General features: G+C 61.1%; 9 protein-coding genes. 5 read left to right on the forward strand and 4 right to left on the reverse strand.

Annotation, left to right across the window (positions count from 1 at the left end; all coding sequences use genetic code 11):
- The first annotated feature begins 27 nt into the window (after positions 1-27).
- Positions 28-1,608, forward strand: coding sequence for an FMN-binding glutamate synthase family protein (locus ACR0J1_RS14060; protein ID WP_480733404.1), 1,581 nt, complete (start codon positions 28-30; stop codon positions 1,606-1,608).
- A 2-nt stretch (positions 1,609-1,610) separates the two neighbouring features.
- Here ACR0J1_RS14060 and ACR0J1_RS14065 read toward each other — a convergent pair whose 3' ends face one another.
- Genes ACR0J1_RS14065 through ACR0J1_RS14080 form a run of 4 tightly spaced genes read right to left on the reverse strand, consistent with a single transcriptional unit; the run spans position 1,611 to position 5,527 of the window.
- On the reverse strand, positions 1,611-2,267 hold the full coding sequence (locus tag ACR0J1_RS14065; RefSeq protein ID WP_480733403.1) for an ABC-type transport auxiliary lipoprotein family protein: 657 nt from the start codon (positions 2,265-2,267) through the stop codon (positions 1,611-1,613).
- Positions 2,264-3,580: an MlaD family protein gene (locus ACR0J1_RS14070; protein ID WP_480733402.1), complete on the reverse strand. Its 1,317-nt coding sequence runs from the start codon at positions 3,578-3,580 to the stop codon at positions 2,264-2,266. The genes ACR0J1_RS14065 and ACR0J1_RS14070 overlap by 4 nt, the downstream gene beginning before the upstream one ends.
- Before the next feature lie 5 nt (positions 3,581-3,585).
- Positions 3,586-4,401, reverse strand: a complete 816-nt coding sequence (locus ACR0J1_RS14075; RefSeq protein WP_480733401.1) for an ABC transporter ATP-binding protein — start codon at positions 4,399-4,401, stop codon at positions 3,586-3,588.
- A gap of 1 nt (position 4,402) precedes the next feature.
- Positions 4,403-5,527 carry an MlaE family lipid ABC transporter permease subunit gene (locus tag ACR0J1_RS14080; RefSeq protein WP_480733528.1) on the reverse strand — a complete coding sequence of 375 codons (1,125 nt, stop codon included), beginning with the start codon at positions 5,525-5,527 and terminating at the stop codon, positions 4,403-4,405.
- Positions 5,528-5,858: 331 nt separating this feature from the next.
- Here ACR0J1_RS14080 and aspT point away from each other — a divergent pair, with 331 nt between their 5' ends.
- The 4 genes from aspT to ACR0J1_RS14100 are packed head-to-tail and all read left to right on the forward strand — an operon-like array spanning position 5,859 to position 11,837.
- Positions 5,859-7,544, forward strand: coding sequence for an aspartate-alanine antiporter (gene aspT, locus ACR0J1_RS14085; protein ID WP_480733400.1), 1,686 nt, complete (start codon positions 5,859-5,861; stop codon positions 7,542-7,544).
- Positions 7,545-7,562: 18 nt separating this feature from the next.
- Entirely contained in the window at positions 7,563-9,179 is a 1,617-nt protein-coding gene (locus ACR0J1_RS14090) for a bifunctional aspartate transaminase/aspartate 4-decarboxylase (RefSeq protein WP_480733399.1), read from the forward strand.
- Positions 9,180-9,234: 55 nt separating this feature from the next.
- A complete protein-coding gene (locus tag ACR0J1_RS14095; protein ID WP_480733398.1) occupies positions 9,235-11,136 on the forward strand; it encodes a PAS-domain containing protein in 1,902 nt (633 codons plus the stop codon).
- Positions 11,136-11,837, forward strand: a complete 702-nt coding sequence (locus tag ACR0J1_RS14100) for a response regulator transcription factor (protein WP_480733527.1) — start codon at positions 11,136-11,138, stop codon at positions 11,835-11,837. The genes ACR0J1_RS14095 and ACR0J1_RS14100 overlap by 1 nt, the downstream gene beginning before the upstream one ends.
- Positions 11,838-11,848: the final 11 nt, after the last annotated feature.

The raw sequence follows: 11,848 nt of genomic DNA on the forward strand, positions 1-11,848 counted from the left end.
TTTCGGCGTCACCCAGGGAGATCGGGAATGATTGTTCGCAGGCTCTATTATATCCTCAGCTACGTGTGTTTGCCGCTGACCCTGCTGCTGGGGTATTTCTGGCCGCCCGCCTATTGGCTGCTGGTCATTCTCGTGCCTTATGCCGTGATTGGCCTCTACGACATGCTGACGACCAAGCATAACGTGCTGAACAACTATCCCGTTCTGGGCCATTTCCGATACATGCTGGAGTTTGTAAGCCCCGAAATCCGGCAGTATTTCGTGGAAACCAACGAAAGTGGGCGGCCCTATAACCGCATCATCCGCAGCCTTGTCTATTCGCGGGCCAAGGGGCAGGTGGACACCCAGGCCTTCGGCACCCAGTACGACATCATGACCGTCGGCTATCATCGGGCGAACCATTCGTTGTCTCCCAAGCATGTCGCTGAAAGCGAAGAACGGGTGATGCTGGGTGGGCCGCAATGCGAAAAGCCCTATGATGCGTCGCGGCTGAATGTCTCGGCCATGAGTTTCGGCGCACTCAGTGCCAATGCGATCCGCGCGCTGAACGGAGGCGCGAAGGATGGCGGATTTGCCCATAACACCGGCGAAGGCGGGCTGTCCCCGCATCATCTGGCCGAGGGTGGCGATATCATCTGGCAGATCGGCACCGGATATTTCGGATGCCGCACCCCCGAGGGCGGCTTCGACAAGGACAAGTTCGCCGAGAAGGCCAGCAAAGACGTGGTCAAGGCGATTGAGATCAAGCTGTCGCAGGGGGCCAAACCCGCGCATGGCGGGGTGCTGCCCGCCGCCAAGGTCGACGAAGAAATCGCCGAGATCCGGGGGGTGCCCGTGCATCAGGACGTGATCTCTCCGCCGACGCATTCAGCCTTTGGCGGCCCGACCGAGCTGATGGAGTTTGTGCAGCACCTGCGCGAGATGTCGGGTGGTAAGCCGATCGGGTTCAAACTGTGTATCGGCAACCCGTCCGAGTTCATGGCGATCTGCAAGGCGATGCTGGAAACCGGCATTCTGCCCGATTTTATCACCATCGACGGGGCCGAGGGCGGCACCGGGGCTGCGCCGGTCGAATTCACCAACCGGTTGGGGATGCCGCTGAACGAGGCGCTGATTTTCGTCAACAACTGCCTGCGCGGCATCGGTGTGCGCGACAAGATCCGCGTGATCTGCGCGGGCAAGGTGGCCACTGGCTTCGATATGGTCGAGAAATTCGCGCTGGGGGCCGATATGTGCAATGCGGCGCGGGCTATGATGTTTGCGGTGGGCTGCATTCAGGCGCTGCATTGCAACACCAATCGTTGCCCCTCGGGGGTGGCGACGCAGGACCCGATCCGGGGTCGTGCGGTGAACGTGCCACAGAAACGGCAACGGGTGCATCGCTATCACGACGCAACGCTGGAAAGCTTCCGCGAGATTCTGGGCGCGATGGGCAAGGAAAAGGTTTCCGACCTGCAGCCTTCCGATATTCGGCGCCGGACCGCGGATGAGCGGGAACGGTCATATGCCGAACTCTACAGTTTTCTGGACGACGGCGCGTTGCTGGGCAAAACAATCCCCGAAGAGTTCGCTGCGGATTGGCAGGCGGCCTCGGCCAGCCGTTTCTAGGCCTAGCTGGGGATGTCGCGCGGGTTGTTCTGAACATGCCTATGGATCGTGCGCACGCTCCATTCCACCGCATCGCGCATGGTGTCTCCCAGCGCCTCGTCGAAGGTTGCGACCAGATCGGGGGTCTGGTCCGTGGGTGAGATGACATTCTCTTCGAACGAGGCCGAGGCGATGATCTTGTCGCTATATTCGTCGATCACCTTGATGTTCAGACGCACCTTGACCTGAACCGTGGTGGAATTGTCGTCTCGCGTGATCACATGACCCTGAAACTCGCGCAGATCGGGGGCGATGACATAATCGGCCCGCAGCCCGACCGTTGACCGCCCCACGGCGGCCACCTTGCCCGAGTTTTCATAGCTTTCGACCAGCAGAGACTGCACGATGATCGGCGCACGGTCGGCCCAGCGGGCGCGGGGCAGGTATTGCACCTGCAAGGGTGTCGGCTGAACCGCAATCTGATCTGTGTTGACGGCCGCCGTCGCGATAGGTTCCTGCACCACAATCTGTTTCTGGATGCGAGGCAAAGAAGACGAGAACGTGCTTTTGGGCGTCAGCAGATACAGGTCGTTGGGCTTTGATGCCTGCCGCAGTGTATCCAGGCCCGTACACGCGCCCAGCGAAACCAAAGCCAGGGTCAGAAGAAAAGGCCGGATCATTGGCGGAACTCCGATGCTTGGGTGCCTAAGAGAAAACGGGCCGGGTCGCGTTCGACCTTGTCGACCAGCCGGTCGAGGCTGATGACCAGACGCTGCGATTCCTCGATGAACCGCACGAATTGCGGCAGACCCACCCGCAGGAAGTCCGAGACCTGGCGGCGGTTGTCCTGCACAATCCCGTCGATGGTACCCAGCAGGTCCGATGCCGATTGCGAAGCGCTGAGGATATCGTCGGAAATCTTGTCGATCTTCTCGGTGATGTTCGACACGGTCGAGGCCACCTGATTGGCCGCCTTGCGCACATCTGCCGCAACCGCCGCAATGTCTTCGTCCATCACGCGATTGGCCGAGTCAAAGGCGCGTTCCGCCGAGGCCAGCGCCGCCTTGGCGGTGTCCATGGCGGAATTGATCGAACTGAGCGTGGTGTTTGCATTGGCAAAGGTCTCGGTCACGGTGCCCAGCGTGATGCTGCCTTCTTCGGACAACACGATCAGATGATCGGCCAGCCGCGAGCCGCGTTCGATGAACGGTCGGATATCCTCGGTCATCACTGTCTGCGCCGTCTGCAGTGTGCCATTAGCGGTTTCCAGCGCAGTTTTGGCGGATTCTGATGCGTCCTTGATGCTTTTGAGCGTATCGGTCCCGGTGGTCAGCGTTGTCTCGGCGGTGTCGGCCAGCGTATCCAGACGCTTGGTAAAGGCCCCAATTTCCTTGGCGGCGCTGCCCAGATCGCTGGACAAGCTTTCGAAATCCGACAGCGTCTTGTCCAGCCGTCCCGAGGCCGAGGCCAGATTGCCGAGGATCTCGGACACGGCGTTGCGGTTCTTTTCATCCACGACCGAGTTCAGGTCTTCAAGCAAGGTCAACGCCTTGTCCAGTACCTTGGGCGCACCTTCCAGCAGGGACTGGATCGAACTGCGCTTGCTTTGGATGACGCTGTCCTGCGGCAAACGCTCGGCGCCGGGCGAGCCACCCGACAATTCGACATAGGCAACACCGGTCACCCCCAGCGACTGGAGCTGTGCGATGGTTTCCTTCGTCACCGGAATATCCGCGTCCACCTCAAGCCGGACCCGCACTTTCGACGGATCGTCGTCATCCAGCTTCAACGAGATCACTTGGCCAACAGGCAGACCGTTGTAGTTGACCCCACCAGCGGCTGACAGCCCGGCGACATTGTCGAACAGCACATCGTAATAGGCGTATTGCCGCGTCACCTCGAACTTGGCGAGCCACAGGAAGAAACCAAAGGCCCCCAGAATACCGGCAAGGGTGAACGCACCGATCAGGATATAATTCGCTCGGGTCTCCATCGCCTCTACCTGTCCTGCCCCTTCTCTTGCGCGGCGCGCGCGCGGGGGCCTGTGAAATATTCCTGAACCCAAGGATGATCGACCTTGGTCATGTCTTCAATCGGACCTTCAACCAGCACGCGTTTTTCCGCAAGTACCGCGATGCGGTCGCAAATGGCATAAAGACTGTCCAGATCATGGGTCACCATGAAAACGGTCAGACCCAACGCCTGCTGCAGCTCTCCGATCAGATCATCATAGGCTGCGGCCCCGATTGGGTCCAACCCGGCGGTGGGTTCGTCCAGAAACACGATCTCGGGGTCCAGCGAGAGGGCGCGCGCCAGTGCCGCACGCTTGCGCATCCCGCCCGACAGTTCCGAGGGGAACTTGCTGCAACTTAGCTGCGGCAGACCGACAAGGCTGATCTTAAGGCCCCCCAACGCCTCCATGAGGCTTTCGCTGATGCCCGTGTGTTCACGCAACGGGGCCATAACGTTTTGCAGCACGGTCAGCGATGAAAACAGTGCGCCGTCCTGAAACGCCACGCCCCAGCTTCTTTCAATCCGCTGGCGGTCGGCCTCGGGGCCGTTGAGGACATCGACGCCCAGAACCTCGATACTGCCCGCCTTGGGTTTATTCAGGCCGACAATGGTGCGCAACAGCACCGATTTGCCCGTGCCCGAACCGCCCACCACACCCAAAACCTCGCCGCGCCAGACATCGAGGTTCAGGTTGTCATGCACAACCTGTTCACCGAACTGGTTGGTCAGGTTGCGCACGCGGATGACCGCTTTGCGCTGTGTGTCGTTTTGGGGTTTGTCCTGCAGGGCGGTTCCGTCCATCTCAGACCCCGAGTTCCGAGAAGAAGATCGAGAACAGCGCGTCGATGGCGATGACCATGAAGATCGATTGCACGACCGAGGCCGTGGTGCGTTGGCCTACACTTTCGGACGAGCCCTTCACCTGCATCGCCTGCCAGCAGGCAATCGTGCCGATCACCAGCGCAAAGAACGGGGCCTTGATCAGGCCGATGGCCAGTTGCCAGACCCCGGTGTTTTCCTTCAGGCGCGTCAGGAACATGCCGGGGCTGACACCCAAATCGATCCAGCTCATCAGTGCGCCGCCGATCAGGCCCGCCATATCTGCCACAAACCCAAGGATTGGCAGCATGATCAGCAGGGCCACGACGCGCGGGATCACCAGCACCTCAATCGGGTCCAAGCCCAACGTGCGCATGGCATCAATCTCTTCCTGCACCTTCATCGACCCGATCGAGGCGGTAAAGGCCGAGCCGGACCGGCCCGCCACGATGATCGCTGTCAGCAGAATACCCAACTCGCGCAGGATCGAGATAGAGATCAACTCGACCACGAAAATCTCGGCCCCGAACTGTTTCAGCTGGGTCGCGCCCTGAAAGGCAAGAACCACGCCGATCAGAAAGCCCATCAGCATCACAATGGGCAGCGCTTTGAAGCCGACCTGTTCCATCTGCGACACCAGTGCGGCGCGCCGCAGCCGCCAAGGCATGATCAGCGTGCGCGCGAGACGGTGCAGCGTCAGCCCGAGGAAGCCGAGGATCGACAGCGTATCCTGCCACGCCCCTGCTGTGCGCTGTCCCAATCGGGCGACCCAGTTCATGAAGCCGCGCGGCGGGGCCTGGTCGCCGACCTTCTCGGGGATGTTGTGCGAAACCGTCTCGATCAGTGAGGAATGAGCAGGCTCCAGCCCCTCGAGCCGGACCGTCGCGCCGTTGGTGTCCAACCGCTGAACCAGATTGGCGACCAGCCACGCACCGCCTGTATCCAGCGCCTGAATCTGCGACATATCCAAGGTGATGTCATGACCACCGGGTTGGATCGTCGCGAAATCACGCTCGACCTTGTCCAACTGCTGCGTGCGCAGATCACCCGAAATCCGTATGCAAACGCTGGTTGCGTCAGTGTCAGAGGTGATCGTGGGCCGAGTCATAGCGGTATGTGATGGCAAACCGGCATCCGCTGCAACGGGTTTGTTCAACCACGCCGGGTTTTCGCACCAAGCAATTGCGCTGGTGTTACAGCAGGTTCCGCCCAATATACCGGCATACGATGGCGTTACACCCATGATCCCACCATGGGAAACCGTCCAACCCGAGGCCGCTGGTGGGGACATCGATGGCGCAGCAACCCGTAACATTCAGATAATCATAGACAACGCGCCCTGACCGGGTATCGTGACTGCAGAGATTTCCTGTTCTGATTGAAACGCCGGACGGCCCGGTCGCTTTAGGCCTCTGGTGCCCGAAATTGCGAGGTCTGCCATGATCGACTGGTTTGTAAACATCCTGCGCACCTATCCTGAACTGGCAGTGTTCCTGTCCATCGGTATCGGATTTCTGGTCGGTCCGTGGAAGCTGATGGGGTTCAGTCTGGGCACGGTTACCGCCACGCTGTTGGCAGCGGTGGTGATCGGGCAGGCCCAGATCGACATCGACTCGGCAGTCAAATCGACCTTCTTCATCCTGTTCATCTTTGCCGTGGGCTATGGCGTCGGGCCACAGTTCATCCGCGGCCTCAAGGTCGACGGCGCGCGCGAAGTGTTTTTTGCCCTCAGCGTGCTGGCCCTGTGTCTGGTGATCCCGATTGTCGCCGCCAAGGTGGCAGGGCTAGAGCTGGGTTATGCCGCCGGTCTTTATGCCGGATCGCAGACGATATCAGCCGCGATTGGCGTTGCCACCGATCAGATCGGACAGCTTGGGCTGTCGGCCGAGCAGGCCAAGACCTACGCCAACCAGATCCCCGTCGCTTATGCCGTCACCTATATCTATGGGACTATTGGGTCAGCGATCATTCTCGCCAAGATCGGGCCCCGTCTGATTGGTGTCGATCTGGTCGCGGCCTGCAAGGAATATGAGGCGCAACTGGGCGGCGGCACGGCGATGGAAACCGGCGAAGGCATCGTCTCGGGCTATCGCGCTATCGAGTCGCGGGCGTTCGAAATCCCCGAGGGCAGCGATCTGCTGGGCCAACCGGTCAAGGATCTGATGCCGGGCGTGCGGGTTTACGCTGAACGACTGCGCCGAGGCGATCAGATCATCGAGGTGGGCGGCAACACCGTGCTTGAAGCTGGCGATGTCGTCATGTTCTCGGGCCGCCGTGCCGATCTGGTGACGCTGTTCGAAACCACCCTGAAAGAGGCCGATGCCCCCGATCTGCTCAGCATCCCCTCGGAAAAGCTGGATGTCCTGATAACCAGTAAAGAGGTTCACAACAAAACCCTCGAAGAACTCAGCAAAATGCCGATTGCGCGCGGGGTCTATGTCTCGAAACTGACACGCAACATGCTGGACCTTCCGCTGTTGCCCGGCACGGTGGTACATCGCGGCGACATCCTGACCCTGCAGGGCAGCAAACGCCATGTCGAGGCTGTCATAGCTGAGGTCGGTTATGCCGACCGCCCGGTCGACACCACCGATCTGGCCTTTGTCGGCTGGGGCATCTTCATCGGTGGCATTATCGGGACGCTTGCCATCATGATCGGAGGTTTCCCCATTAGCCTGTCCACGACTGGTGGCGCTCTGCTGGCCGGGCTGGTGCTGGGCTGGCTGCGCACGGTGCATCCGACCTTTGGTCGCATTCCGGGACCTGCGCTTTGGTTAATGAACACGCTGGGCCTGAACGTCTTTATCGCCGTGATCGGAATCACGGCGGGACCGGGATTTGTCGCCGGTCTGCAACAGGCGGGGATTGCGCTGCTGCTCTGGGGGATCGTTGCCACCTCGCTGCCGATGATCTTTGCCGTCTACGTGGGCCATTACGTGTTCAAGTTCCACCCAGCCATCCTGTTCGGAGCCTGCGCCGGGGCGCGTACGACCACCGCCGCTTTGGGCATGATTCAGGAAGCCGCCCAAAGCCGCATCCCGGCGCTTGGCTATGGGATGCCCTATGCCATCGGCAACACGCTGCTGACCATCTTCGGGATGGTCGTTGTTTTGATCCTAAGCTGATTTCGAAAGGTTCGACCCATGGATAGAGTCACGCTGCACGATTACGAAGCCCTCAGCCCGTTTCAGATCAAGGATGAGCTGATCCAGCTGGCCTCGGCCGAGGCGCGTAAAGCCAACAGCGCCTTTCTGAACGCAGGCCGCGGCAATCCCAACTGGGTCGCCACCCGCCCGCGCGAGGCGTTTTTTGCCCTTGGTCTGTTTGCCGTGACGGAATCCAAGCGGGTGATGGAACACCCTGCCGGTCTGGGCGGGATGCCTGCGTTGAAAGGATGCCATCAGCGCTTGCATGACTGGGCCGAGGCAAACGCCGAGATGCCGGGCGTCGATACACTGATGCAGGTCGTATCCCACGCCATCTCGGCCTTCGACTTTGATGCCGACGCCTTCGTGCACGAACTGACGGACTCGATCATCGGCGACAACTATCCGGTGCCCGACCGGATTTTGCAGCACAATGCCGCCATCGCGCATGAATACCTGATGTGGGCCATGTGCCGGGGCCACCAGACCGATGCGCAGTTCGACCTGTTCGCGGTCGAGGGCGGCACGGCTGCCATGTGCTATATCTTCAAGACACTGAAAGCGAACCGCCTGCTGAATCCCGGCGACACCATCGCATTGTGCACGCCGATCTTCACGCCCTATCTGGAGATGCCCGAACTTGAGGATTACGCCCTCGAATCCGTGCATGTCGAAACCGATGAAGAAGACGGGTTCCAACTGACCGACGCCGCGGTCGAAAAGCTGAAAGACCCCAAGGTCAAAGCGTTCTTTCTGGTCAATCCGGGCAATCCGTCCTCGGTCGCACTCAGCACTGCGTCGCTGCGCAAACTTGCCGATCTGGTGGAAAACCACCGGCCCGACCTGATCGTGCTGACCGATGATGTCTATGGCACCTTCGTGCATGACTTCACATCCGTGATGGGCCATCTGCCGCGCAACACGATCGGGGTCTATTCGTACTCCAAATATTTCGGCTGCACTGGCTGGCGGCTGGGAGTGATCGCGGTGGCCCAGGACAACATCTTTGATCTCAAGCTGGCCGAGCACCCCGAAGACATCAAACAGGTGCTGGACAAACGCTATGGCACGCTCAGCCTGACGCCGCGCGATATCCGCTTCATCGACCGGCTGGTGGCCGACAGCCGCGACGTGGCCCTGAACCACACCGCTGGGCTGTCGCTGCCGCAACAGGTGATGATGACGCTGTTTTCGCTGTGCGAGCTGGTCGACACCAAGAAGGCTTACCAAACCGCCTGCATGGAGCTGGTCCACCGCCGCTTCAAACTGCTGACCGAGGCCATGGGGATCGAAGTTCAGGCGGGCGAGCATTATGACGCTTATTACGGCATCATCGATTTCGAATACTGGTTGCGCAAATATGTGGGCGAGGATGTGGTCGCCTGGATCAAACAGAACGTGCATCCGCTGGATATCGCCTTCAAACTGGCCGAGGATTACGGCATCGTCCTGCTGAATGGCAGCGGCTTTGACGCGCCGGGCTGGTCTGCACGTGTGTCCTTCGCCAACCTGCCGGACGAGGCTTATACCCAGATCGGGACCGCCGTCCGCTCGGTTGCGCGCGGTTATGTTCAGGCCTATCGCGCCGCGACAAACCAGCCGCTGCACGGATAGCCCAAACTCTCTACACCTGCGCCGGAACTGGTGTTACCCATAGGCGCAAAAGGGGATGGATTTGGACGCAACCGAACAGCGCATCAAGGCGATGACAACTGCGGGGCTGAACCTGATCGGTCAGGCCCTGTCGATCTATGACAGCGATTTGCGGCTGGTGGTCAGCAACCGGCGCTTTCGGGAAATGTTCGACCTGCCCGATGACCTAGTGCAACCCGGAGCCCCCTTCCGCGATACGATCCGCTTTCTTGCGGGACGCGGCGAATATGGCGATACGCAGGATGTCGAACAGATGGTCGAACAAAGGGTCGAACAGGCCCTTGCGTTCGAGCCGCATTATATCGAGCGCGTCCGCCCCAACGGTCAGGTCATCTCGGTCGAAGGTGCGCCGCTGCCCGCCGGTGGTTGGGTGGCCGTCTATACCGACATCACCCGCACCAAACAGGCCGAGGACCTGCTGCGCGCGCGGTCCGAGGAGCTCTCGGGCCAGCTTCTGACCCGCGCCGAGGAGCTTTCGGCAACCAACCGCAAGCTGGCTGCCACGATCACTGCTCTGGAAGAGGCTAAGCGGCAACTGACCGAGATCGAAGCCCGCACCCGCATGACCACCGAGATGATGCCCGCCCATATCGCGCATCTGGACGCTGACGCACGCTATGACTATTCAAACCGCCGCCTGAGCGCGGTGATGCCCGGGCGACCCTCGGATATTCTGGGGCTGCATATCTCGCAGGCGCTGGGGCCGGCGGCTTATGAGCGGGTGAAACCGCATCTGGAACAGGCTTACGGCGGCCAGACCTCGGTCTTCGAATTTACCGAGGATCAGGATCAGCGCCGCATCCGCGTGTCGTTCACTCCGGATGGAACCGGCGGTGTTTATATCATGTCTGTCGACATCACCGAGGAAACGCAGGCCCGTGTCGCCCTGCAACAGACCCGCCGCCGGGAAATGGCGGCCCAGATGACCAGCGGGCTCGCGCATGATTTCTCGAACCTGCTAACGATCATTCTGGGGATGCAGGCACGGCTAGATCGCATGGACCTGCCGGACGAGGCCCACCAGATGGTCGCAGCCACCCGATCTACCGCGCGGCGCGGCGGGCAATTGCTGAATCGCATCGCCGACATGACCAGTCATCGGACCCCGCAGCCTCAGGCCACCGATATGACCGCGCTGCTTGAAGATCTGCGCATTCTGGCCTCGCCGTCGCTGCCACGCGGGATGGGGCTGTCGGTGGTGAACACGCTGCCGGGCGAGGCGCTGATGCTGGACCCCGGCATGGTGCAGGATGCGCTGCTGAATCTGGTTCTGAATGCCCGTGATGCCTGCGGGACCTCGGGGCAGATCACCATCAGCGCCCATGCCATCGGGCGGATCTGGGCCGAGATCACCGTCTCGGACACCGGCCCGGGTTTCTCGCCCGAAGCGCTGGACAAGGCGCTGAACCCGTTTTTCACCACCAAGGGCAGCGACGGATCGGGGTTGGGCCTGCCGATGGTCTACGACACCGTCAAGCTGGCGGGCGGAGACCTGAACCTGCGCAACACGCCCTCGGGCGCGACGGTGGTCGTGCGGCTGCCCTACCGACCCGCGCCCCCGGCGCAAACCGGCCTTGCATTGCTGGTCGAGGACAGCGACGATCTGCGCCATGCCTTCCGCGACATGCTGATCGACCTGGGTTTTGCGGTGATCGAGGCGACGTCGGCCAATGAGGCGCTGGCGCTGATCGCCGATGTCGGGGATATCGCTCTGGTCCTGTCCGACATCCGGCTGGAAGGGACCGAGACCGGCCTTGACCTGATCGAACGTGTCGGCGGCAAGCTGCCCTGCATCCTGATGACCTCGCTGCCCTATTCCGACCCACTGCACCGGCGCGCGCTGACCCTTGCGCCGGTCTTGCACAAGCCCTTCACCCGTGCGCAACTGTCGGCGCTGATCCGCACCGAGGCCGCATGATGACTCAACCGCTGGTGACTATTCTGGACGACGAACCGGAAATCCGCCGCATCCTGACCGATACGCTGGAGGAGGCCGGCTTTCGCACCCAGAGCTTTGCCCGTGCGCGCGAATTCGAAGCCTCGTTGAAGCGGGTTACTCCCGATGTCTGCCTTGTAGACCTGTCGCTGCCCGACACCGACGGGCTGGCGCTGGTGCACCGGCTGGCGCTGGAGCAAGGGGCGGCAGTCATCATCATCTCGGGCCGGGCGCAGGTGCAGGACCGGGTGACCGGGTTGGAGCTTGGGGCCGATGACTATATCACCAAGCCATTTGATCCGGCCGAGGTGGTGGCCCGTATCCGCGCCCGCCTGCGATCCTCGGGCCCGGCGGTGCAGAATTCCGACGTTGCTGTGTTCAACGGCTGGACGGCCCGGTTCGATCGCTATGTTCTGATCAATGCCGATGGCGCAGAAACGCCGTTCAGCCACGCCGAGGGCGAGGTCCTGCGCCTGTTTCTTGAAAGTCCCAAACGTCTGATCAGCCGGGCAAGGATGCAGGAAATGCTGGGCGGCGGCGCTGGTGAGAGTTTTGACCGCGCCATGGATGTCCGTATTTCGCGCCTGCGCACCAAGCTGGGCGAAGACCCCAAAAAACCGCGCCTGATCAAAACAATCTACGGGGCCGGCTACATCTTTCTTGGGGATGTCACTTGGCAATGAGACCTGCGGGA

It is taken from the genome of Ruegeria sp. CJ3, assembly GCF_056536725.1.

Excerpts from the sequence above, each read along its gene's own strand:
- ACR0J1_RS14060 (WP_480733404.1), top strand. The coding sequence starts at position 28 with ATGATTGTTCGCAGGCTCTATTATATCCTCAGCTACGTGTGTTTGCCG.
- ACR0J1_RS14065 (WP_480733403.1), bottom strand. The coding sequence starts at position 2,267 with ATGATCCGGCCTTTTCTTCTGACCCTGGCTTTGGTTTCGCTGGGCGCG.
- ACR0J1_RS14070 (WP_480733402.1), bottom strand. The coding sequence starts at position 3,580 with ATGGAGACCCGAGCGAATTATATCCTGATCGGTGCGTTCACCCTTGCC.
- ACR0J1_RS14075 (WP_480733401.1), bottom strand. The coding sequence starts at position 4,401 with ATGGACGGAACCGCCCTGCAGGACAAACCCCAAAACGACACACAGCGC.
- ACR0J1_RS14080 (WP_480733528.1), bottom strand. The coding sequence starts at position 5,527 with ATGACTCGGCCCACGATCACCTCTGACACTGACGCAACCAGCGTTTGC.
- aspT (WP_480733400.1), top strand. The coding sequence starts at position 5,859 with ATGATCGACTGGTTTGTAAACATCCTGCGCACCTATCCTGAACTGGCA.
- ACR0J1_RS14090 (WP_480733399.1), top strand. The coding sequence starts at position 7,563 with ATGGATAGAGTCACGCTGCACGATTACGAAGCCCTCAGCCCGTTTCAG.
- ACR0J1_RS14095 (WP_480733398.1), top strand. The coding sequence starts at position 9,235 with ATGGATTTGGACGCAACCGAACAGCGCATCAAGGCGATGACAACTGCG.
- ACR0J1_RS14100 (WP_480733527.1), top strand. The coding sequence starts at position 11,136 with ATGACTCAACCGCTGGTGACTATTCTGGACGACGAACCGGAAATCCGC.